A 21,558-nucleotide genomic window follows, 5' to 3' on the forward strand; every position below is an offset into this window, starting at 1 on the left:
TTTCTGCTGCCGCCGCCAAAAAGGCAAAAAAAAGCCGGCTCGTTAAGAACCGGCTTTACACCTGTTTTCAGTTATTTACCGAACATATCCTTGATCCAACCCGCCACGCCATCCGCATCCTTCTGCTCGTTTTGCGGCTGTTGAGCAGGCTGCTGCTCCTGCTGCATTTGCTGCTGTTGCATTTGCTGCTGCTGGATTTGCTGCTGCTGCTGCTGACAGAGTGCGTCGGCATCGGTGGTCCAGACCGGCAGCGTCCGCCAGCTGCTGCTGCCCGTGCCGCAGACAAAGTTACCGGCTGAATCCACGTTCATCGGCGCGATATCTTCCGGCGGCGTCGGCATCAGCGGCATCGGCGCCTGGTTGTCCAGATAGCGACGGTAGATCTGCATCGCGCCGCTGGCACCGTACAGTTTGGTACTCTGGTTATTGTCGCGGCCAATCCAGGTGATCGCCACTTCTTTGCCGTCCACGCCCGCGAACCAGCTGTCGATCAGGTTGTTGGTGGTGCCGGTTTTCGCCGCCAGGTGCGCCTTCGGATAGCGCGAACCTAACGCACGGGCCGTACCCTCTTGCGCGACCTGCTGCATCGCGTAAAGCGTCAGGTAGGCGGCCTGGGCCGGAATGGTGCGCTCCGCCTGCGGGAAGCTCTGATAAAGCACGGTGCCGTCTTCGGCAATGACCGAACGCAGCGCGGAAAGCTGCGCGCGATCGCCGCCGCTGGCGATAGTCTGGAACGCCTGCGCCACTTCGACCGGCGTCAGGTTCAGCGCGCCCAGCAGCATAGCCGGCACCGGCTGGAGTTCAGCCTTCGGCACGCCGAGTTTGCTCCAGGTATCCACCACCTGCGGCAGGCCCAGCGTCATGCCCAGGTTCACCGTTGGCACGTTCATGGAGTGCGCCAGCGCATCTACCAGCATCACCTGACCGCTGAAGCGGCGGTCATCATTCTGCGGCTTCCAGACCTGACCGTTTGGTTGCTTCAGCGCGATCGGATTATCGGCAATCCAGGTATTCAGGCGATAGCTATCCGGCTGGCTCAGCGCGGTCAGATAGGTGGCTGGCTTAGCCAGAGAACCAATCGACCGGCGCGCCTGTAGCGCACGGTTATAGCCCGCAAACTGCGGATCGGCACCGCCAACCATGGCGCGAACTTCGCCGCTGAAGCGATCGACGATCACCATCGCGGTTTCCAGATCCTTCAGGTTGCGCTGTTTACGCAGCGTCGGCATCCCTTCTTCCACAGCTTTTTCTGCCGCATCCTGCGAAACAGAATCCAGCGTAGTGAAAATTTTCACGCCGGAAAGATCTTTGATCTTATCGCCCAGCTTCGCCTGTAGCTCGTTGCGCACCATCTGCATAAACGCAGGCTGTGGCGTGATCACGCCGCCTTTCGGCTGTACGCCAAGCGGACGGGCGCTGAGCATGTCGTACAACTCCTGGTCGATCACTTTCTGCTGCTGCAGCAGACGCAGCACCAGGTTGCGGCGCTCCAGCGCCAGCTTCGGATTGCGCCACGGGTTATAGAGCGATGCGCCCTTCACCATGCCCACCAGCAGCGCCTGCTGATCCAGGCTCAGCTCGTCCACCGGACGGCCAAAGTAGTAGAGGCTCGCCAGCGGGAAGCCGCGGATCTGATCGTTGCCCGCCTGGCCCAGATAAACCTCATTCAGGTAAAGCTCCAGAATGCGATCTTTGCTGTAGCGCGCGTCCATAATCAGCGCCATATAGGCTTCGTTAGCCTTGCGCCACAGCGAACGTTTGTTGGTCAGGAAAAGGTTTTTCACCAGCTGCTGGGTCAGCGTACTGCCGCCCTGCACCGCTTTTCCTGCCGTGATATTCGCCAGGAAGGCGCGGCCGATAGAGTACAGGCTGATGCCGTCGTGCTCGTAGAAATGGCGGTCTTCGGTAGCCACCAGCGTATCGACCAGCAGATCCGGGAAGCCCGCACGCGGCACAAACAGGCGCTGCTCGCCGTTTGGTGATTGCAGCATAGTGATCAAACGAGGGTCGAGACGGAAGAAGCCGAAGTCGCGGCCGCTGTCGAGGTTTTTGATCTCGGTCAGCGAGTCGTTGTCAAAGCTCAGCCGCGCGCGGATTTGCCCTTCCTTGCTGTCCGGGAAGTCAAACGGGCGGCGAATCATCTCAATGCTGTTGCCCTGCACGGTAAACTCGCCAGGCCGCGTCATGCGCGTCACCTCGCGGTACTGCGTGCCTTCGAGCAGCGCGATCATCTCTTTTTTATTGTAGGCCATGCCCGGCTCAAGATTGACCATGCGGCCATACACCGTGGCGGGCAGCTGCCAGACTTTGCCGTCGATACGGCTGCGGATCTGCGAATCCAGGTACACCCCGTAGACCGCCATCAGTACAATAAATACCAGCAGCAGCTTAATCATTAAGCTCAGCCAGCCTCTTTTACGCGGCGGCCGTCCTTTTCCTTTACGTGGCACGGGTACTTTCTCCTCGTTATTATGGTCATCATCCTGAAAATCAATATTATCGACTTCCCTGCGGCGACCCCGGCCCGCCTTTTTGCGCGGGGGGTTGGGCTGTTTACCTTTACGCCCAATAGGTTCGCGATCGTCTGACATTCGTTTCTTTTCTCCAGAGCCGCCGTCGGCGGGCCGACTATGCACTGACATCAACTACGGTGGAACGGGAACCTTCTGAAACCCGATCAGGAAGGTGCGGAATACTTTTTGGTGCGCCGCGTCGGCAGCGCGCTGGCCGGATCGTCGGGCCAGAGATGTTTGGGATAGCGCCCTTTCATCTCTTTTTGCACCTCACGCCAGGCTCCCTGCCAGAAGCCCGCCAGATCGCGCGTGATCTGCAGCGGCCTTTGCGCAGGCGAGAGCAGCTCCAGCACCAGCGGAATGCGCCCTTCGGCCACGCTGGGATTTTGCGCTTCGCCGAACATCTCCTGTAGCCGCACGGCCAGCGCGGGCGGCTTCTCTTCATCGTAGCGGATCGGCAGCCGGCTTCCGGTGGGCACAGTGTAATGAGTTGGCAGCACAGTATCCAGCTGCTGGCGCTGTGACCATGTGAGCAATTGTAATAGCGCGTTGACGCAGTCGATCTGTTTTAACCCTTTTGCATCGCGCACGCCGCTCATCATCGGCAGCAGCCACTTTTCCAGCGTGGCGAGCAGATCGGCCTCGCTGGCGGCGGGCCATGCCTGTTCCGGCAGCCACTGCGCGGCGCAGACCAGCCGCACACGCAGCTGCTCGGCGGCGGGCGTCCAGTTCAGCACCGACAGCCCTTTGCTGCGGATCCAGCGCAGCATCGCCGGGTGCAGCACCGCTTCGTCAGGCTTGCTCAGCGGCTGGGATTTCAGCACCAGCTCGCCAATCTGTTCGCGACGCCAGGCGGAAAGCGTGCCGCGCTCGTCGTGCCATTCAACCTCTACCCGCTGCCCGACAAGCTGCGGCCGCTCGGCGATCAGCGTTTCTATCGTCAGCGGCAGCGCCTGGAGAATGCGCGCGTCCGGCTGCGCGCTGCCCTGTAATAGCGCGGGCGCAAGCAGCCATTCATAGCGGATTAACGCCTCTTCGCGATCGAGCATCGCGCCCATGCCGTTAGCCAGCTGATAGCGCCCTTCCATGCCGCGACGGCGAGCGATACGATCGGGAAAAGCGCTCGCCAGCAGCGGCGCGGCCAACGCCGCATCGATCGCGCCGCCGGTCAGGCGCAGCCGCTGCTGCAGCTGTTTCGCTCGTTTCTGCCAGTGGGGCTGGGGACGATGCAGCGCGTCCCGCAGATCGACGCTGCCGCGCGGCGGCTCCTCCAGGATCGCCGCCAGCATCGCCGCCGTGGCGGCGCTGTCCGCATCGTTGCCCGCCTCGACCAGCATCGCGGCCAGGCGCGGCTCGCTGCCGAAAGCGGCCATGCGTCGACCTTTGGCCGTCAGCTGTCCGGCATCGGTGGTGGCACCAAGCTGCGACAGCAGCCGCTGCGCCTGGGCCAGGCTGGCGGCGGGCGGTTTATCCAGCCAGGTGAGCTGCGCTGCGTCGTGGCAGCCCCACTGCAGCAGATCCAGCCACAGCGAGCTTAAATCGCTTTGCAGTATTTCCGCGTCGCTGTGGGCCGCCGCCCGTTCCGCCTGCTCTTTAGGGATCAGATGCAGGCAGATCCCCGGCGCCAGACGACCCGCGCGTCCGGCGCGCTGGATCATCGAAGCCTGGCTGACGCGCTGCGTTTGCAGGCGAGTCAGGCCGGTGCGCGTATCGAACAGCGCCGTCCGCTCCAGCGCGCTGTCCACCACCAGCCGAATGCCTTCGATAGTCAGGCTGGTTTCCGCGATATTGGTCGCCAGCACCACTTTTCGGCGGCCGACAGGCGCAGGAAGGATAGCTTTACGCTGCTCCGCCAGCGGCAGCGCGCCATATAAAGGACAAAGATCGACATCGCTGGCGACCAGTGGCGCCAGCTGCGTCTGCACCCGCTGGATTTCGCCCACGCCGGGCAGAAACAGCAGCAGCGAGCCAGGCTCGTCGCGCAGCAGCTCGCTGACCTGCCGCGCCACCGCCTCTTCAAACCGCTGGCTGGTGGACAGGGATGCGTAGCGCCGCTCAACGGGAAAAGAGCGGCCTTCGGAGCGGACAGATGGCGCATCCGGCAGCAGCGCCTGCAGGCGAGCGTTGTCCAGCGTGGCCGACATCAGCAGAATTTTCAGATCTTCACGCAGCCCCTGCTGCACGTCCAGCAGCAGCGCCAGCGCCAGATCGGCCTGCAGGCTGCGCTCGTGAAACTCATCCAGGATCACCAGCGAAACGCCTTCCAGCATCGGATCCTGCTGTAGCATCCGCGTCAGGATGCCTTCCGTAATCACCTCCAGCCGCGTGGACGGCCCGCTGCGGCTTTCCGCCCGCATCCGGTAGCCCACGGTCTGTCCTGGCGCTTCGCCAAGCTGCTCCGCCAGCCGCTGCGCCACGTTGCGCGCCGCCAGCCTGCGCGGCTCCAGCAGCAAAATACGCCCGCTGACCTGCTGCAAAAGCTGCAGCGGCAGCCATGTCGATTTTCCCGCGCCGGTCGGCGCCGCCAGCAGCACCTGCGGCGCATCCCGCAGGGCCGCCAACAGCTCGGGTAATACAGCGCTGACTGGTAATGAACTCACGTCTCTGCTCCTGGCCTTAAGTTGCCGGGCATTGTAGCATTCCTGCTTCTGGAATACCGGAGGGCACCATGAACGAGCAAAAAAGACTGTTTTTCGGTATCGCGCTACCGGCCAGCAGCAGTCAGGAGGTTATTGCGTGGCGCGCCGCCACCTTTGCCGAAGAGACCGGCCGTCCGATAGCGGCGGCTAACCTGCATCTTACGCTGGCCTTTTTGGGTGATGTCGGCGCGGAAAAGCAGCGTGCGCTCCAACAAATGGCCGGACGTATCAGGCAGTCGCCGTTTACCCTGACGCTGGACGACGCCGGTCACTGGCCGCGTTCCGGCGTGGTCTGGCTGGGGCCGAAGCAGGCGCCGCGCGGACTGCTGCAGCTGGCCGGACTGTTACGCTCGCAGGCCGCGCGCAGCGGCTGTTATCAAAGTCCTCTGCCCTTTCATCCGCATGTCACATTATTCCGCAATGCTCTCCAGCCGGTCGCGCTGCCGCCGCGTAATTTCAGCTGGCAGTTTCGCGTGGAGCGTTTTGCGCTCTTCGAGTCGCTGTTCAGCCAGGGCCGCACGCGCTATCGGGAGCTGGCAAGCTGGGAACTGCAACAGGAAAGTTTATGAATTTTACGCCGCCGCTGCGCCAGGCCACGCTGGTCAAACGTTATAAGCGCTTTCTGGCCGATGTCATCACGCCAGACGGCACCGAACTGACGCTGCATTGCGCCAATACCGGCGCGATGACCGGCTGTGCGACGCCAGGTGATACGGTGTGGTACTCCACGTCGGACAGCCTGACCAGAAAGTATCCGCACAGCTGGGAACTGACACAAACCCAGCAGGGACACTGGATCTGCGTAAATACGCTGCGCGCCAATATGCTGGTAAAAGAAGCGCTGCTGGCCGGGCAGATTCCGGAATTATCCGGTTATGCGGATTTACAAAGTGAAGTGAAATATGGCGCTGAAAAAAGCCGTATTGATTTCCTGTTAAAGGCAGAGGATCGCGTCAACTGCTATATTGAAGTCAAATCCGTGACGCTCTTACAACAGGGTAAGGGTTACTTTCCGGATGCGGTTACCGAGCGTGGCCAGAAGCATCTGCGCGAACTGGCGAAGATTGCGGAAAACGGCGAGCGCGCGGTGCTTTTATTTGCCGTTCTGCATTCGGGGATTGAGGACGTCACCCCGGCGCGTCACATTGATGCACGCTACGCAGAACTCATGGTTCAGGCGCGCGCAAGCGGGGTCGAGGTGCTTGCCTGTAAAGCGAGCCTCTCGCCTGAAGGTCTGGTCGTAGAGAGGAAACTGATTGTGAATGCGTAATTCAGACGCAATTAACTGTTATATGAAGGGTCTTATGTCGCGTCAGATACGCTTTTCCTCACAGCCTTGTCAAGGGATGTTCAGGAATAATTGCCAACCTTGATCGCTTCTGCTATTTATAGCGACCTGTTTTTATCCCCTCTGGGGATCGATAGTGCGTGTTATCCAGGAGAAACAACATGCAAGAAGGGCAAACCCGTAAAACCTCGTCCCTGAGTATTCTCGCCATCGCTGGTGTGGAACCCTATCAGGAGAAGCCGGGCGAAGAGTACATGAATGAAGCCCAGCTGGCGCATTTCAAGAAGATCCTTGAAGCCTGGCGTAACCAGCTTCGGGATGAAGTTGATCGCACCGTCACGCATATGCAAGATGAAGCCGCCAACTTCCCCGATCCGGTTGACCGGGCAGCACAGGAAGAAGAATTCAGTCTTGAACTGCGTAACCGTGACCGCGAGCGCAAACTGATCAAAAAGATCGAGAAGACGCTGAAGAAAGTAGAAGATGACGATTTCGGCTACTGCGATTCCTGCGGCGTTGAAATCGGTATCCGTCGCCTTGAAGCACGTCCTACCGCCGATCTTTGCATCGACTGTAAAACGCTGGCGGAAATCCGCGAAAAACAAATGGCCGGTTAATGGCTAATGGATTGTGCAGTGAGGCATCTGCTTCACTGCCTGTCTCTTCTCCGATGTCATCCTGTATCGGGCGCTTCGCCCCATCCCCTTCCGGTGAACTCCACTTCGGCTCGCTGATAGCCGCGCTTGGCAGCTATTTGCAGGCACGCGCGCAGCAGGGCAAATGGCTGGTGCGCATTGAGGATATCGATCCGCCTCGTGAAGTGCCCGGCGCGGCGCGGCGCATTCTTCAGCAGCTGGAGCAGTATGGCCTGCACTGGGATGGCGAGGTGCTCTGGCAGTCGCAGCGTCATGACGCCTATCGGGAAGCGCTGGCCTGGCTGAACCAGCAGGGCCACAGCTATTACTGTACCTGCACGCGCAGCCGCATTCGGCAAATCGGCGGCCTTTACGACGGCTACTGCCGCACGCGACAACGCGGCCCGGATAATGCGGCACTGCGTCTGCGCGTCGATCGCCCCGTAGCGCAGTTTACCGATACGCTGCGCGGCGAGGTGATGGCCGACGCCGCACTGGCGCAGGAAGATTTTATTATTCACCGCCGCGACGGGCTGTTTGCCTATAATCTTGCGGTAGTGGTGGACGATCATTTTCAGGGCGTGACGGAAGTGGTCAGAGGCGCCGACCTGATCGAGCCGACGGTACGGCAGATAACGCTGTACCAGCGCTTTGGCTGGCCGGTGCCGGGCTACCTGCATTTGCCGCTGGCGGTCAACGCCGATGGCAACAAGCTTTCCAAGCAGAATCATGCGCCGCCGCTGCCGGCAGGCGATCCGCGGCCCGTGCTGGTGCAGGCGCTGCGTTTTTTAGGCCAGCCGGTCAGCGAAGGATGGCGCGACGAAATGCCGTCTGTTTTACTGGAAAAAGCGGTCGCCGCATGGGATCTGACCCGCGTGCCGCGCCAGAATATACTGTTGCAGAATGGTTAGTAGAAAGTGAATACGCGCGCCCGCTCTGGCCTGAAAACGAGAGCGAAGCGAGATGAGCATTCTCAAACGCGCCACACTGAGCTATGATTAGCCGCTGTTTTTTATCGCCCAGCTTTAACGTCACTATCGAGGTGTCCCATTTTTACCCGAGTTGCTAATTTTTGCCGAAAAGTTTTGAACCGCGAAGGCGAGGCGCCAGCCGAGGTGCAGGTTGCGCCTAAGATAACCGTGATCCCGCGTGACGGGCACGCTATCTCGCGTAAAGACATCAGTGAAAATGCCCTCAAGGTATTGTACCGACTGAATAAAGCGGGCTATGAGGCTTACCTTGTCGGTGGCGGCGTCCGCGATTTACTGCTGGGCAAAAAACCGAAAGATTTCGACGTGACTACCAACGCCACGCCGGAGCAGATGCGTAAGCTGTTCCGCAACTGCCGTCTGGTCGGCCGCCGTTTTCGCCTCGCTCACGTCATGTTCGGGCCGGAAATCATTGAGGTCGCCACCTTCCGTGGCCATCACGAAGCGGAACAGCCGGAGTCCGATCGCAACAGCTCGCAGCGCGGCCAGAACGGTATGCTGCTGCGCGACAACATTTTCGGCACCATTGAAGATGACGCCCAGCGCCGCGATCTGACTATCAACAGCCTGTATTACAGCGTGGCCGACTTCAGCGTACGCGACTATGTCGGCGGCCTGAACGACCTGCATCAGGGCATTATCCGCCTGATTGGCGATCCGGAAACGCGCTACCGTGAAGATCCCGTGCGAATGCTGCGCGTAATCCGCTTCGCCGCCAAACTGGATATGAGCATCGCCGCCGAAACGGCAGAGCCGATCCCTCGACTGGCAACGCTGCTGCACGATATCCCGCCCGCGCGCCTGTTTGAAGAGACGCTGAAGCTGTTGCAGGCCGGTTATGGCTACACAACCTATTTGCAGCTGCGTGAATATCAGCTGTTCCAGCCGCTCTTCCCGCTGATCACCCGCTACTTTACGGATCAGGGCGACAGCAATATGGAACGCATGGTGGTGCAGGTGCTGAAAAACACCGATAACCGCATTCATAACGATATGCGCGTTAACCCGGCGTTCCTGTTCTCGGCGATGTTCTGGTATCCGCAGCTGGAAGCGGCGCAGAAAATCGCGCAGGAAAGCGGCCTGGCCTACTATGACGCTTTCGCGCTGGCGATGAACGACGTGCTGGATGAAGCGTGCCGCTCGCTGGCTATTCCGAAACGCATTACCACGCTGGTGCGCGATATCTGGCAGCTGCAGCTGCGCCTTTCCCGCCGCCACGGCAAGCGCGCCTGGAAGCTGATGGAGCATCCTAAGTTCCGCGCCGCTTACGACCTGCTGGCGCTGCGCGCCGAAGTAGAGAATAACCAGGAGCTGCTGCGCCTCTCCGCCTGGTGGGGCGAGTTCCAGGTTGCCGCGCCGCCGCAGCAGAAAACGATGCTGAATACGCTTGGCGACGATCCGGTGCCGCGTCGCCGCACCCGCCGTCCGCGCAAGCGCGTGCCTGGCCCTCGTCGCGACGGTAACAGCAGCAACGTATGAGGGCGTATCTCGCCTTAGGCAGCAATCTGGCCGATCCTTTGCATCAGGTGCAGTCCGCGCTTGATGCACTGGCCGGGCTGCCGCAAACCACCCTGCTGGCCACCTCCCCCTTCTACCGCACGCCGCCCTACGGCCCGCCGGATCAGCCCGACTATCTTAATGCCGCCGTGCTGCTGGAAACGGCGCTGCCGCCGGAAACGTTGCTTGATCATACCCAGCGTATTGAGCAGGAACAGGGACGCGTACGTAAGGATGAACGCTGGGGCCCGCGCACGCTGGATCTGGACATCATGCTGTTCGGCGATCTGACGATTAACACGCCGCGTCTGACCGTACCGCACTACGATATGCACAACCGCGCGTTTATGCTGGTGCCGCTGCTCGCCATCGCGCCGGAACTGATTTTGCCGGACGGCACGCCGCTTAAAAAGCTGGTCGCCACGCTGGACTGCCGGGCCATTAAGTCCTGGTAGCCAGGCTACCGCCCTTCCATTAAGATACGCCCACCAGAACACTTTCTCAGAGGTTGTGATGAAACCGACAACGGTCTCCACCCTTCGCCAATGGAAAAAAAGCGGCCGCAAATTCGCTTCTGTTACCGCTTATGACTACAGCTTCGCTCGCCTGTTTGCCGACGAAGGCATCCAGGTCATGCTGGTCGGCGATTCGCTTGGTATGGTCGTTCAGGGCCATGATTCCACGCTGCCCGTCACGCTGGCGGATATCGCCTATCATACCCGTGCGGTGCGCCGCGGCGCGCCTGCCGCGCTGCTGATGGCCGATCTGCCTTTTATGACCTTCGCCACGCCGGAACAGGCTTTTGCCAGCTCGGCGGAGCTGATGCGCGCGGGCGCGAACATGGTGAAAATCGAAGGCGGCGCCTGGCTGAGCGACACCGTGCGCCAGCTGGCCGAACGCGCCGTGCCGGTCTGTGGGCATCTGGGCTTAACGCCGCAGTCGGTCAATATTTTCGGCGGCTATAAAGTGCAGGGTCGCGATAGCGAGGCGGCGGAGACGCTGCTGGCCGACGCGCTGGCGCTGGAAGCGGCCGGCGCGCAAATGCTGGTGCTGGAGTGCGTGCCCGTCGCGCTGGCGCAGCGCGTGACCGAGGCGCTGGCTATTCCGGTGATCGGCATCGGCGCGGGCAACGTGACCGACGGTCAGATCCTGGTGATGCACGACGCCTTCGGCATCACCGGCGGGCATATTCCTAAATTCGTCAAAAATTTCCTGTTGGAAACAGGCGAGATGCGCGCTGCCGTCAGGCAGTATGTAGCGGAAGTCGAAGCGGGAACGTATCCTGCTGAAGAACACAGTTTTTACTGAGACGGGAGCGGCAAGTGCTGATTATTGAAACCTTACCCATGCTGCGGCGTGAGATCCGCCGCTGGCGGCAAGAAGGCAAGCGTATCGCGCTGGTGCCCACGATGGGCAATCTGCACGACGGCCATATGACGCTGGTCGACGAAGCCCGCGCGCGCGCCGATATTGTGGTTACCACTATTTTCGTTAACCCGATGCAGTTTGAGCGCGCTGACGACCTGGCGCGCTATCCGCGCACACTCCAGGAAGACTGTGAGAAGCTGAACCGCCGCAAGGTGGATCTGGTTTTTGCGCCCGCGCCCGATGATATCTATCCAAAAGGGCTTGGCGAGCAGACGTTTGTCGAGGTGCCGGGCCTCTCTTCGCTGCTGGAAGGCGCCAGCCGTCCGGGCCACTTTCGCGGCGTATCGACCATCGTCAGCAAACTGTTTAACCTCGTGCAGCCCGATTTGGCCTGCTTTGGCGAGAAGGATTTCCAGCAGCTGGCGCTGATCCGCAAGATGGTCGCGGACATGGGCTACGATATCGAGATTGTCGGCGTGCCGACGGTGCGCGCGAAAGACGGCCTGGCGCTCAGCTCGCGTAACGGTTATCTGACGCCCGACGAGCGAAAAATCGCGCCCGCGCTGAGCCGCGTCATGAACAGCATGGCGGAAAGGTTGTCCAATGGAGAGCGTCATGTCGATGTGATTATTGCCGATGCGGAAGCCGCGCTGGCCATCCACGGCCTGCGCGCCGACGGACTGGCGATAGTCGATGCTGAAACGCTGCTGCCGCTGACGGTAGAAAGCAAAAGTGCGGTCATCTTGATGGCGGCCTGGCTGGGCAAGGCGCGTCTGATTGATAATCAGCAGGTCGATTTAACGGCATAGCGTGCCGATTATTGCTTATTCACCAGAGGTAAATGATGAACCGTACCATGCTGCAGGGCAAACTCCACCGCGTCAAAGTCACGCAGGCAGATCTGAACTATGAAGGCTCCTGCGCCATTGACCAGGACTTTCTGGATGCTTCCGGCATCCTGCAATATGAAGCGATCGATATCTATAACGTGACTAACGGTCAGCGCTTCTCTACCTATGCTATCGCGGCCGAACGCGGCTCGAAAATTATCTCCGTCAACGGCGCGGCCGCCCGCTGTGCTTGCGAAGGCGATATTCTGATTATTTGCTCTTACGTGACGATGTCGGATGCCGAAGCCCGCGAATGGCAGCCGAAAGTCGCCTACTTTGAAGGCGATAATGTGATGAAGCGTTTGGCGAAAGCGGTGCCGGTGCAGGTCGCTTAATCTACTGGCGGGGGATGACTCCCCCGCTCTTCTTACCGCCATCGTTCAGACCCCGCCCTTTCCTTTTACTCCCGTTTTCCGGCCCGGCTCTGCTTACTGTTACCCGGCGGCGGCATCTCTGTCTCCCCGGCTGCGGGGCTAGAGGAGGCTGGCGCAGCTGGAGACACCGCCGTTTACCTGGCAGGGTTTGACTCTTCCAGCCCCAGGCCCCCCCTCAGGCTACGCCTGCTTACTTTTGCCCAACGGCTGCATCTCAATTTCTTCGCTCGCTGGCTGCGCGGCGGGCCCGGATCCGCCAGGCGCGGCTGAAGGCGGCGCCGTCTGAGCGGCAGGCTTTGAGGTCGAAGCCTGTGGCGCCGTTTGCGCGGCAGGTCGGGTCGGTGCCGTAGTTTGTGACGTCGAGGCCTGGGGTGCCGTCGGAGCGACAGGTCGTGCCGGTGGCGGCGCAGTTTGTGGCGCGGTGGTCTGTCCTGACGTCTGCGCGGCAGGCCGTGACGACGAAGCCTGAGGGGCTGACGACGGCATCGCCTGCGCGGCTGGCTGTGGCGGAGAAGCAAACTGCTTTTTGATTTGTTCGCCCGCCCACTGATGGGCATTGCTCATGGCGTCAGAAACGTTATTTTTCGCCGTTTTCAGACCGCTGCCAACCGCGTTGCCCGTTTTGACCGCTCCATCGGCTAATGAGATGGCGCCTTCCTTGACCGAGTTTTTGGTTTTCACCGCGGCATCGACGGTCATCTGTCCCACATCTCTTGCCCCTTGCTGTACCACCTCAATAGCCTTATCCCGCACTTCACCGGTTTTCTCCCCAATTACGCTGTTCACGACTTTATCCGCCAAAAAATCTACGGCTTCGTCATTGCGGGTTGGCGCCGGCCCGGCTAACGCGCCTGCGACGCCCTGAAAAGCATAGGCCAGCGCGGCGCCGACAAGGTTAATCGCCTGATCTTTAGCAATCTCTGATGGCGAGGTCAGCTGGCCTGCGCCGAGGCGTCCAAGCGCGTCATCAATCGCGGCGGAGGGGGCAGAACTCACGGCTTCGCTCACGCCTTTATTACGCACAACATTGCGTAAGGCATTGTTTCCGGCCAGCGCCACGGCTAAGGCGCCAATTTCCGACACCATATTTCCTGAAGTAATATTCAGCGTTCCCTTAGCATAATTACGGGGCGTTAGTAAGCTAAGCAGCAGCGTTTTCAGCCTTTCCGCGCCTCCGGACGCCATCTGCTGCTTGACGCTGGTAGACTTCAACGCGGTGTATTGCGCTTTCCAGTCGGTGCGTCCCAGCAGGAATTCAGGGCCGTGGGAAGCGCTGAACTTGTTGGTGAGGACGCCGCCCGCCGCGCCTGCTGCCAGACTCAGCACATTGCTGGTATGCGACACCGCCTGAGGATTATTATGCGTCGCCGCGGCTACAGCGCCGACCACGGCATTACGGCCATTGAATCCCTGGCCGCCCAGCGGAGCCAGCTTCAGGCTTTCTCCCAGGCCCTGGCGCTTTTTCAGCACCTCCTGCATTTCCGGCTCCAGCTTTGCGGAATCGGCTGCCAGCCACAGCGTATCCTTTACCGTATCAGCAAATACCTTATCGCCTACGGATTTCATCACCATCGCCGTGGCCCCATCAATCGCCCCCGCCAGCGCTTCCGAACCCGGCGTGGAACCGGCCACGCCTGCGCCTAATTTGAGGGCGCCTGAGGCGTAGCCCGAGATGGCAAAAGGAAACGCTTTTACCGCGTTGCCTGCGGCCTCGCTGATGTAATCCATTTTCTGCGCTTTGGCCATATTTTCGGCAACGCTTTGAGGCGTCTCCCCCATATCATGAAGCTCAGCGGCACGATCCTGTACCAGCGTGTGCAATGCGGTACTGCCGGGAAAATAGTGATTGAGCTGGGTAACTATGTTGTTAATGGCCCGATCGCGCGCAGCGTCTGCCGGTGTGGTAACCGCCGTAGAAGGGCCTGCTCCCCCGGTGCCCCGGGCGCGAGCCTCCTGACTGGAGGTTGCCTGGCCTGAAGAGTGAGTGGCGGTAGTTAAGGTAGAAGGTAATGCATTTACGCCTGCCATAAGTTTGATCCAGAGTTGAGTCAAAGATAACAGGCTTGTGGCCTGCTGATTTATCGTGACAACACCGGCCATACTCACTACCAGTACAACGTGCTCGCGATAGGACTGAGTGGCAACAGGGAGGAAAAAGTTTGCAGCTAAATAAGGTTTTCTTATATTCAGTGATGGACGTCAAATAATGCGGGGATAGAGATCGTGCTATTTGCGGTTACGCTTTCTTCGTTCAGCAACCTTCTCCATGCAGAGAGAAGGCGGTTCAGCCTCCCTTCCCCTTGCGGGAAGAGAGGCTTTTAAGCGTTTAGGTACGCAGCCCTCTTCCGCGCTGGATCAGCCACCAGACCAGAATGTAAAACACCGCGATAAAGCCTACCAGCACCGCCAGCGTAAACACCAGCGGCACGTCGGAGATGCCCAAAAAGCCGAAGCGGAAACCGCTGATCATATAGACGATCGGGTTCAGCTTCGACACCATCTGCCAGAACGGCGGCAGCAGCGTCAGCGAATAGAACACGCCGCCCAGGTAGGTTAACGGCGTCAGCACAAAGGTCGGGATCAGGCTGATGTCATCAAAGGTTTTAGCGAAGACCGCGTTCAGCAGGCCCGCCAGCGAAAACAGGATCGCCGTCAGCAGCAGCGTTACCGCCACCATCAGCCAGGAGTGCACGTGAAACGGCACAAAGAACAGCGACACCGCGGTCACCAGGATCCCGACGCAGACGCCGCGCGCCACGCCGCCGCCGACATAGCCAGCGATAATGACGTGCGTCGGCACCGGCGCCACCAGCAGCTCTTCAATGTTGCGCTGGAATTTAGAGCTGAAAAAAGAGGACGCTACGTTGGCATAGGCATTGGTGATCACCGCCATCATAATCAGCCCCGGCACGATAAACTGCATATAGCTGAAGCCATGCATATCGCCAATGCGGGAGCCAATCAGGTTGCCGAAGATAATAAAATAGAGCGTCATGGTGATAACCGGCGGCACCAGCGTCTGGATCCAGATGCGGGCAAAACGGTTAATCTCTTTTCCCCAGAGACTTTTCAGGGCAACCCAGTACAGATGTGTCATGCTTTCTCTCCTTTGCGACCGTTTACCAGGTCTACAAACAGCTCCTCAAGGCGGTTAGCCTTGTTGCGCATACTCAATACCTTGACGCCCTGCTGGCTGAGCTGGCTGAAGACGCTGTTCAGCCCCTGCTCGCGCATGACTTCTACCTCCAGCGTTGAGGTATCCACCAGCCGGTACTGGAAGCCTTCCAGCGCCGGCAGCGGGCTTTTTGCCGCCAGATCGAAGATAAAGGTTTCCGATTTCAGCTTCGCCAGCAGCCCTTTCATGGTGGTGTTTTCCACCAGTCGGCCGTGCTGAATAATGCCGATATTGCGGCAAAGCATCTCGGCTTCTTCCAGATAGTGGGTGGTCAGGATGATGGTGGTGCCTTTGGCGTTCAGATCCTGCAAAAAGCTCCACATCGAGCGGCGCAGCTCAATATCCACGCCTGCGGTCGGCTCATCCAGGATCAGCAGCTTTGGCTCGTGCATCAGCGCGCGGGCGATCATCAAGCGGCGTTTCATGCCGCCGGAAAGCATCCGCGCCCGCTCGTTGCGCTTGTCCCACAGATCGAGCTGCTTTAAATATTTTTCCGCCCTTTGCAGCGCTTCTTTTTTCTCTACGCCGTAAAGGCCCGCCTGGCTGACCACGATTTGCAGCACGGTTTCAAACTGGTTGAAGTTAAACTCCTGCGGCACCAGGCCCAGCTGGCGCTTGGCGTTGACCACATCCTGCTGCAGGTCATAGCCAAACACCCGCACCTTGCCGGCAGTTTTATTCACCAGCGAGCTGATAATACCGATAGTGGTGGATTTGCCCGCGCCGTTGGGGCCAAGCAGCGCATAAAAGTCGCCCGCTTCCACGTTAAGATCGATTCCTTTCAAGGCCTGAACGCCACCCGCATAGGTTTTGGTCAGCTTTTCGAGTTCCAGTGCATAAGTCATAGGTAAAGGATTGCCCTGTTTTGTATGGTTTTCTTGTTTAGCGTTTTCAATCACAGTTTGATGGCCTATATTACTGCCACGCATATCAAGTTATGGCGCTATAAAAATGAAAGATATTGATACTCTCATTAGTAACAACCGCGAGTGGTCTCGCCTGCTGAAAGAAGAGAACCCGGCTTTTTTTGAACGCCTGTCGCTGGCGCAGAAGCCTCGTTTTCTCTGGATTGGCTGTTCCGACAGCCGTGTACCAGCCGAACGTCTGACCGGCCTGGAGCCGGGCGAACTGTTCGTTCATCGCAACGTAGCTAACCTGGTTATTCACACCGATCTGAACTGCCTTTCCGTTGTGCAGTACGCGGTGGAGGTTCTGCAGGTGGAGCACATCATTATCTGCGGCCACTACGGCTGCGGCGGCGTGCAGGCGGCGGTCGAGAACCCGGAACTGGGTCTGATCAACAACTGGCTGCTGCACATCCGCGATCTGTGGTACAAGCATAGTTCGTCATTGAAACAGCTGCCGACGCCGGAGCAGCGTTTTAACAAACTTTGTGAAATCAACGTGATCGAGCAGGTTTATAACCTGGGCCACTCCACCATCATGCAGTCGGCATGGAAACGCGGTCAGAATGTCAAAATTCACGGCTGGGTTTACGGTATTCAGGATGGCCACCTGCACGACCTGGAAGTCGGCGCTTCCAGCATGGACGTGCTTGAAGAGCGTCACCATAAAGGTATCGCTAACGCGCTGAAAGGCTTGCAAAACCCGAGCTGATCTCCGGCCGGATCATATATCAGGCCGGGAAATCCGGCCTTAGTCGATCGTGCGGTGAGCGTTACTCTTCCAGCATCACCACGTGGCCTACGTAAGGCAGATGGCGATAGCGCTGGGCGTAGTCGATGCCGTAGCCCACCACGAATTTATCAGGAATAGTGAAGCCCACGTATTCCACCGGCACTTCCACTTCCCGCCGTTCAGGCTTATCCAGCAGCGTACAGATTGCCAGCGACTTTGGCTCGCGCAGGCGCAGGATTTCCCGCACTTTGCTCAGCGTATTGCCGGAGTCGATAATGTCTTCCACGATCAGCACATCCTTGCCACGGATATCTTCATCCAGATCCTTAAGGATTTTCACATCGCGCGTGGTGGACGTACCGCTGCCGTAGCTGGAAGCCGTCATAAAATCGACCTCGTGCGATACCTCAATCCTGCGGCAGAGATCCGCCATAAACATAAAGGAACCGCGCAGCAGGCCGACCAGCACCATTTCGCTACCGCTGTCGCGGTAGTTTTCGGTGATCTGCTGGCCCAGTTCAGCGATGCGTTTGGCGATCTCTTGCTCGGAGATCATGACTTCTACAGTGTGTTTCATAAATTAGCTTATCTCACTGATTTTATTCAGTTAAACATCATGTAAAGCGTGTATGAAAAGTCGATATTGACACACCGATTGCTGTACGGAGTACCACACAATCCAATACAACGGCGATAGCATGAGAACCTCTTAAGGAGGGGGATTATATCAGGGATGATTGCCGGATGAACTGAAAGCATGCGAACAAATCGCCACTTTTGGCCGACGGGAAAAACTCAGGGGTTAGATTACCCCTTGTCTTGCATTGCCGATCTCCGAAAAAGGGGGCAATAACTTCCCTGAAGGCCGGTGATGAATGTTTTTAGCTGTGTCCGTTATCAGCGTATCTCAGTACCCGGCTGAAACATGATAAGAAATCAGCAGGGGAAGGAAGATTTTCCCCTGGGCACTACGCAATAAATAAAGCTTTAATTATGGTCAATTTTTATTACTTCCCCATTTTCTTCCAGTCGGTAATCATCGCCATCATACACAACGAAAATAGTCCCCTTATTCTTGCTCTTATCTATTGAAAACACTCTGTTTTTATCAATGCAGTTCTTATCAGTTTGCATATCCTTAAAACATAACCTGTCATACTTGCTCTCTTCTTTATAGTCATCACCAAATAACCAAAAGCTAATGGTGTAATTTCCATATAATGCTGGTTTAGGGATGCCGTAACGGTTTTTTAGCTTATCTTTATTTTTAAGCCACCAGGCTATTTTACCCCGATCGGTAAACGGAACATTTTTTACTATGACATCACTGAAGTTCCCGTCCTCGTGAACGGCAACTATTACTACAGGGCGAAAAAACAACCAAAAAACATAGACCAGTGACACGCTACCAACCAGTAACAACGTACTCAATAATTTTTTATTAGTTTTCATCACGTCTCCCGGTAATTTCCACAGTGGTTTCCATATTGGTCATAAAGGGTTTAAAGCCAAACAGGTTGTATCGTTGAAGCAAAAACCAGATGCGAAAAAAACGGAACTGATTAAATTTTAGCGCTGAAATATCTTCACTATCCAGGCCAAAATGATCCTGTATTTTGTAATTCACAAGCGCGCGGTACCGCTCATTTTCAATATGCAGTGATTTTATAGCGATATGTGTAGCCCATACATCATGTACTGTAATCCCCATTCCGTTAAAACTATCCTGCAACCGATCAAACTTAGGTAACTTCCCTCTAAGGATCGCTTTTGTTAACTCTTTTTTTTGCGCTAAAGGAAAGTAACCCTTTCCCCAGTCTATGTTTTTACCAACGACTTTAGTTAACAAAAGACGCGTATTGTTTTTAGAATTATCATTTAGAATATGCTTTTTTAACGCACTATCCAAAGACGTATCCTGAAAAGGCATGCCGTTGCCTTTCTGCATATGGGTTATCATTTTTTCAATCAGATGGCTGTAAGGTCCGTAAATGGAAAATGTCCGCGAAAGGTGTCGGAATTCATCAAAGAGGATTTTGGCACATTCTTGCCGGGAAATTTTCTCACCTTCGCTACGGGAGCCATAGAATCTCGATTGAGGTTGATTAAATGGGGTGATTTTGGTCAATGTGTAAGGATTGACTCTGGTGGATACATCGACCAGATGAAACGCTCTTTTCAGCTGAAATTCTGATAAATCGCCACAATGCATATCACTGGCGCTGTAATCTTCCATCTTTTTTTGTGTTTTGAAAATTGTACAGGGGAATTGTAATGCAGACATGGTATCGCTTCCTTGTGGGTTACTCCTGAAAATTTTCAGCTAGATGTAAATCTAGCGCCGCTCAAATCGCCTGTAAACGCCCGACATTTAAATGAAAAAAAATTAAGAATTTTGCCCGCTTGAGCGGAGTGTATCCGTTTCATACCTTTCCAGCCCGCAAAATCGGAAAAGCAAGATAGCCAAAGATCTGGGGAATATAGCGCTAATGGAAAGGTCAGCGGCATAGCCAACAGCGTTCCGTTAATTAAAACCAATGAATAGCTTTTCCATTGCTTAATGGACGCTGTCAAAAAATTTTTTTTTGTAAAACCTTTTGCTGGAAAAAATCCTGTCGTCGTTATATTTCATCCCGATCAATCCGTTCATCACGCCGCTTTTTTTGCTGCTTTTCCTTCAGCGAAGAATAACAGCAACTGAATTTCATGCTAACAGACATATAGCCTTCCGGAAGGCCTGAATATTTTCAGTAAAAGCTTAACGATAGTCCAATAAATTATTTAATAACGTTAAGGCGGTAAGGCTAAGATGCGATCGCTTATTTACCCTCGCTGGTCAGGAGAACCCATGGCGACGCAACACGCAAAAAAAACGCATCTCGGCAATCGTGAACTACAGCCTGAAACGCAAATGCTTAACTACGGTTACGATCCTGCGCTGTCCGAAGGCGCAGTGAAACCGCCCGTGTTCCTGACTTCGACCTTTATTTTTACCAGCGCCGAAGAAGGCCGTGACTTTTTCGATTACGTTTCCGGTCGTCGCGAGCCGCCGGAAGGCGAAGGCAACGGCCTGGTTTACTCACGCTTTAATCATCCCAACAGCGAAATCGTCGAGGATCGGCTGGCGATTTATGAGCGCACCGAAAGCGCGGCGCTGTTCTCTTCGGGCATGTCGGCTATTTCTACCGCCCTGCTGGCCTTTGTCGAGCCAGGCGACGCCATTCTGCATTCGCAGCCTTTATATGGCGGCACCGAAACGCTGCTGACCAAAACTTTTCGTCGGCTGGGCGTGGCGTCGGTCGGGTTTGCCGACGGCGTGGATGAGGCCTCCGTACGGGCAGCGGCAAAAGAGGCAATGAAACAGGGACGCGTATCAATGATCCTCATTGAATCGCCCGCTAACCCTACCAACAGCCTGGTGGATATCGCGCTGATTAAACGCGTGGCTGATGAAATAGCACAGCAGCAGCAGCATCGTCCGATTATTGCCTGTGATAACACGCTGCTCGGGCCGGTCTTTCAGCGTCCAACCGAACACGGCGCGGATCTGTCGCTGTATTCGCTGACTAAATATGTCGGCGGCCATTCCGATTTGATTGCCGGTGCGGTGATGGGCAGCAAGGCGCTGATTAAACAGATTAAAGCGCTGCGCAGCGCGATTGGTACCCAGCTCGATCCGCACTCCTGCTGGATGATCGGCCGCTCGCTGGAAACGCTGTCGCTGCGTATGGAGCGCGCCAATGACAATGCCGCCGCCGTCGCCGCGTTTCTGCAATCGCATCAAAAAATTGAAAAACTGCACTATCTGCCATTTCTGGAAGCCGGTTCGCCAGCCGCAGAGGTTTATCAACAACAGTGTAGCGGCGCGGGATCGACGTTCTCGTTCGACGTGGTCGGCGGCCAGGCGGCTGCCTTTAAGCTGCTGAATGCGCTCCAGCTGTTTAAGCTGGCGGTAAGTCTTGGCGGCACCGAATCACTCGCCAGCCATCCTGCCAGCACCACGCATTCCGGCGTCCCGGCGGAGGTGCGCACGCGTATCGGCATCAATGAGGCTACCGTTCGCGTCTCTATCGGCATCGAAAACAAAGACGATCTGATTGAGGATCTACGCCTGGCGCTGGAAAAGGTGTGACCGTTTTCTTGTAGCAGGTTGTACGCGGCCCCGGCAAAACCGTCAGCCGGGGCCATATATCAGACTGGACTCAGCACTTATGTGCGGCTTTCAGCAATGCGTTGCACGAGGCAGAACCCGCTGCCGTTGGCAGAGAAGAGCCATCCGTCGGAGAGCAAACAGCATCGCTGCTGATGCCAGCCGTAGAGTAATAGCACTGGAAGACTTTGCCCTGGGTAGAGGCATGGAATCTGACCGAGTCGATATCGCTGGTACGTTGCGTGATGATGACTTTATCCGCCGTAGTGCCCAGCGCGAAAGCTGCTTTTTCTTTAATGCTTTCGTCGGTGCGTACCGCATTATCAACCATGCCACAGCCGCTGAGCAGCAGGCTTCCCGCCAATACCGCGCCTAATAATGCTTTCATTTTCATCTTTTTAT

Annotated in this window: 20 protein-coding genes; 11 read left to right on the forward strand and 9 right to left on the reverse strand. The window is 57.0% G+C overall.

What is annotated here, in order from left to right:
- Positions 1-71: 71 nt before the first annotated feature.
- A complete protein-coding gene (gene mrcB / locus QCD69_RS06110; protein WP_301251380.1) occupies positions 72-2,591 on the reverse strand; it encodes a bifunctional glycosyl transferase/transpeptidase in 2,520 nt (839 codons plus the stop codon).
- Positions 2,592-2,677: 86 nt separating this feature from the next.
- Complete coding sequence (gene hrpB / locus QCD69_RS06115; RefSeq protein WP_301251381.1) at positions 2,678-5,113, reverse strand: ATP-dependent helicase HrpB; 2,436 nt, start codon at positions 5,111-5,113, stop codon at positions 2,678-2,680.
- 68 nt (positions 5,114-5,181) lie between these two features.
- Here hrpB and thpR point away from each other — a divergent pair, with 68 nt between their 5' ends.
- The 9 genes from thpR (at position 5,182) to panD (ending at position 12,154) form a co-directional block, all read left to right on the forward strand.
- Positions 5,182-5,721 carry an RNA 2',3'-cyclic phosphodiesterase gene (gene thpR / locus QCD69_RS06120; RefSeq protein WP_301251382.1) on the forward strand — a complete coding sequence of 180 codons (540 nt, stop codon included), beginning with the start codon at positions 5,182-5,184 and terminating at the stop codon, positions 5,719-5,721.
- Positions 5,718-6,422, forward strand: coding sequence for a DNA/RNA nuclease SfsA (sfsA, locus tag QCD69_RS06125; protein ID WP_253455211.1), 705 nt, complete (start codon positions 5,718-5,720; stop codon positions 6,420-6,422). The genes thpR and sfsA overlap by 4 nt, the downstream gene beginning before the upstream one ends.
- A gap of 179 nt (positions 6,423-6,601) precedes the next feature.
- On the forward strand, positions 6,602-7,057 hold the full coding sequence (dksA, locus tag QCD69_RS06130) for an RNA polymerase-binding protein DksA (protein ID WP_125289067.1): 456 nt from the start codon (positions 6,602-6,604) through the stop codon (positions 7,055-7,057).
- Positions 7,058-7,110: 53 nt separating this feature from the next.
- Positions 7,111-7,986 (forward strand): tRNA glutamyl-Q(34) synthetase GluQRS, encoded by an 876-nt coding sequence (gene gluQRS, locus QCD69_RS06135; RefSeq protein ID WP_301251489.1) that lies wholly within the window; start codon positions 7,111-7,113, stop codon positions 7,984-7,986.
- A gap of 138 nt (positions 7,987-8,124) precedes the next feature.
- Positions 8,125-9,543: a polynucleotide adenylyltransferase PcnB gene (gene pcnB, locus QCD69_RS06140; protein WP_253461107.1), complete on the forward strand. Its 1,419-nt coding sequence runs from the start codon at positions 8,125-8,127 to the stop codon at positions 9,541-9,543.
- On the forward strand, positions 9,540-10,016 hold the full coding sequence (gene folK / locus QCD69_RS06145; RefSeq protein WP_253455212.1) for a 2-amino-4-hydroxy-6-hydroxymethyldihydropteridine diphosphokinase: 477 nt from the start codon (positions 9,540-9,542) through the stop codon (positions 10,014-10,016). Before pcnB ends, folK begins: the two co-directional genes overlap by 4 nt.
- Before the next feature lie 58 nt (positions 10,017-10,074).
- Positions 10,075-10,869 carry a 3-methyl-2-oxobutanoate hydroxymethyltransferase gene (gene panB, locus QCD69_RS06150; RefSeq protein WP_253455213.1) on the forward strand — a complete coding sequence of 265 codons (795 nt, stop codon included), beginning with the start codon at positions 10,075-10,077 and terminating at the stop codon, positions 10,867-10,869.
- A gap of 14 nt (positions 10,870-10,883) precedes the next feature.
- On the forward strand, positions 10,884-11,738 hold the full coding sequence (panC, locus tag QCD69_RS06155; RefSeq protein ID WP_301251383.1) for a pantoate--beta-alanine ligase: 855 nt from the start codon (positions 10,884-10,886) through the stop codon (positions 11,736-11,738).
- 35 nt (positions 11,739-11,773) lie between these two features.
- On the forward strand, positions 11,774-12,154 hold the full coding sequence (gene panD / locus QCD69_RS06160) for an aspartate 1-decarboxylase (protein ID WP_253461109.1): 381 nt from the start codon (positions 11,774-11,776) through the stop codon (positions 12,152-12,154).
- Positions 12,155-12,373: 219 nt separating this feature from the next.
- Here panD and QCD69_RS06165 read toward each other — a convergent pair whose 3' ends face one another.
- The 3 genes from QCD69_RS06165 to QCD69_RS06175 all read right to left on the reverse strand — a co-directional run bounded on the left by QCD69_RS06165 (position 12,374) and on the right by QCD69_RS06175 (position 16,213).
- Positions 12,374-14,221 (reverse strand): hypothetical protein, encoded by a 1,848-nt coding sequence (locus QCD69_RS06165; protein ID WP_301251384.1) that lies wholly within the window; start codon positions 14,219-14,221, stop codon positions 12,374-12,376.
- 298 nt (positions 14,222-14,519) lie between these two features.
- Positions 14,520-15,290: an ABC transporter permease gene (locus tag QCD69_RS06170; protein ID WP_125289061.1), complete on the reverse strand. Its 771-nt coding sequence runs from the start codon at positions 15,288-15,290 to the stop codon at positions 14,520-14,522.
- Entirely contained in the window at positions 15,287-16,213 is a 927-nt protein-coding gene (locus QCD69_RS06175) for an ABC transporter ATP-binding protein (RefSeq protein WP_253455216.1), read from the reverse strand. Before QCD69_RS06175 ends, QCD69_RS06170 begins: the two co-directional genes overlap by 4 nt.
- A gap of 106 nt (positions 16,214-16,319) precedes the next feature.
- Between QCD69_RS06175 and can the strand changes: the two genes are divergently transcribed.
- Entirely contained in the window at positions 16,320-16,985 is a 666-nt protein-coding gene (can, locus tag QCD69_RS06180) for a carbonate dehydratase (RefSeq protein ID WP_253455217.1), read from the forward strand.
- 61 nt (positions 16,986-17,046) lie between these two features.
- Here can and hpt read toward each other — a convergent pair whose 3' ends face one another.
- From hpt to QCD69_RS06195, 3 genes are all read right to left on the reverse strand, one after another.
- Positions 17,047-17,583, reverse strand: a complete 537-nt coding sequence (hpt, locus tag QCD69_RS06185; protein WP_301251385.1) for a hypoxanthine phosphoribosyltransferase — start codon at positions 17,581-17,583, stop codon at positions 17,047-17,049.
- Between the two features lie 410 nt (positions 17,584-17,993).
- On the reverse strand, positions 17,994-18,458 hold the full coding sequence (locus tag QCD69_RS06190) for a DUF943 family protein (protein WP_301251386.1): 465 nt from the start codon (positions 18,456-18,458) through the stop codon (positions 17,994-17,996).
- The gene (locus tag QCD69_RS06195; RefSeq protein WP_301251387.1) at positions 18,448-19,290 is read right to left on the reverse strand and encodes a YPO3983 family protein; all 843 of its coding nucleotides are present in this window, start codon (positions 19,288-19,290) and stop codon (positions 18,448-18,450) included. The genes QCD69_RS06190 and QCD69_RS06195 overlap by 11 nt, the downstream gene beginning before the upstream one ends.
- 564 nt (positions 19,291-19,854) lie before the next feature.
- Between QCD69_RS06195 and QCD69_RS06200 the strand changes: the two genes are divergently transcribed.
- Positions 19,855-21,138 carry a cystathionine gamma-synthase family protein gene (locus QCD69_RS06200; RefSeq protein ID WP_253455219.1) on the forward strand — a complete coding sequence of 428 codons (1,284 nt, stop codon included), beginning with the start codon at positions 19,855-19,857 and terminating at the stop codon, positions 21,136-21,138.
- 70 nt (positions 21,139-21,208) lie between these two features.
- On the opposite strand, the gene QCD69_RS06205 is transcribed toward QCD69_RS06200, so the two are convergent.
- Positions 21,209-21,550, reverse strand: coding sequence for a hypothetical protein (locus QCD69_RS06205; RefSeq protein WP_301251389.1), 342 nt, complete (start codon positions 21,548-21,550; stop codon positions 21,209-21,211).
- Between the last annotated feature and the right edge of the window lie 8 nt (positions 21,551-21,558).

The organism is Erwinia sp. PsM31 (assembly GCF_030433775.1).
Classification (GTDB): Bacteria; Pseudomonadota; Gammaproteobacteria; order Enterobacterales; family Enterobacteriaceae; genus Erwinia; species Erwinia aeris.

Bases quoted from the DNA above. Each gene is read 5' to 3' on its own strand.
- can (WP_253455217.1), top strand. From the start codon at position 16,320: ATGAAAGATATTGATACTCTCATTAGTAACAACCGCGAGTGGTCTCGC.
- QCD69_RS06200 (WP_253455219.1), top strand. From the start codon at position 19,855: ATGGCGACGCAACACGCAAAAAAAACGCATCTCGGCAATCGTGAACTA.
- QCD69_RS06175 (WP_253455216.1), bottom strand. From the start codon at position 16,213: ATGACTTATGCACTGGAACTCGAAAAGCTGACCAAAACCTATGCGGGT.
- QCD69_RS06170 (WP_125289061.1), bottom strand. From the start codon at position 15,290: ATGACACATCTGTACTGGGTTGCCCTGAAAAGTCTCTGGGGAAAAGAG.
- QCD69_RS06165 (WP_301251384.1), bottom strand. From the start codon at position 14,221: ATGGCAGGCGTAAATGCATTACCTTCTACCTTAACTACCGCCACTCAC.
- QCD69_RS06195 (WP_301251387.1), bottom strand. From the start codon at position 19,290: ATGTCTGCATTACAATTCCCCTGTACAATTTTCAAAACACAAAAAAAG.
- mrcB (WP_301251380.1), bottom strand. From the start codon at position 2,591: ATGTCAGACGATCGCGAACCTATTGGGCGTAAAGGTAAACAGCCCAAC.
- thpR (WP_301251382.1), top strand. From the start codon at position 5,182: ATGAACGAGCAAAAAAGACTGTTTTTCGGTATCGCGCTACCGGCCAGC.
- panD (WP_253461109.1), top strand. From the start codon at position 11,774: ATGAACCGTACCATGCTGCAGGGCAAACTCCACCGCGTCAAAGTCACG.
- folK (WP_253455212.1), top strand. From the start codon at position 9,540: ATGAGGGCGTATCTCGCCTTAGGCAGCAATCTGGCCGATCCTTTGCAT.
- dksA (WP_125289067.1), top strand. From the start codon at position 6,602: ATGCAAGAAGGGCAAACCCGTAAAACCTCGTCCCTGAGTATTCTCGCC.
- hpt (WP_301251385.1), bottom strand. From the start codon at position 17,583: ATGAAACACACTGTAGAAGTCATGATCTCCGAGCAAGAGATCGCCAAA.
- panB (WP_253455213.1), top strand. From the start codon at position 10,075: ATGAAACCGACAACGGTCTCCACCCTTCGCCAATGGAAAAAAAGCGGC.
- gluQRS (WP_301251489.1), top strand. From the start codon at position 7,111: ATGTCATCCTGTATCGGGCGCTTCGCCCCATCCCCTTCCGGTGAACTC.
- sfsA (WP_253455211.1), top strand. From the start codon at position 5,718: ATGAATTTTACGCCGCCGCTGCGCCAGGCCACGCTGGTCAAACGTTAT.
- QCD69_RS06190 (WP_301251386.1), bottom strand. From the start codon at position 18,458: ATGAAAACTAATAAAAAATTATTGAGTACGTTGTTACTGGTTGGTAGC.
- QCD69_RS06205 (WP_301251389.1), bottom strand. From the start codon at position 21,550: ATGAAAATGAAAGCATTATTAGGCGCGGTATTGGCGGGAAGCCTGCTG.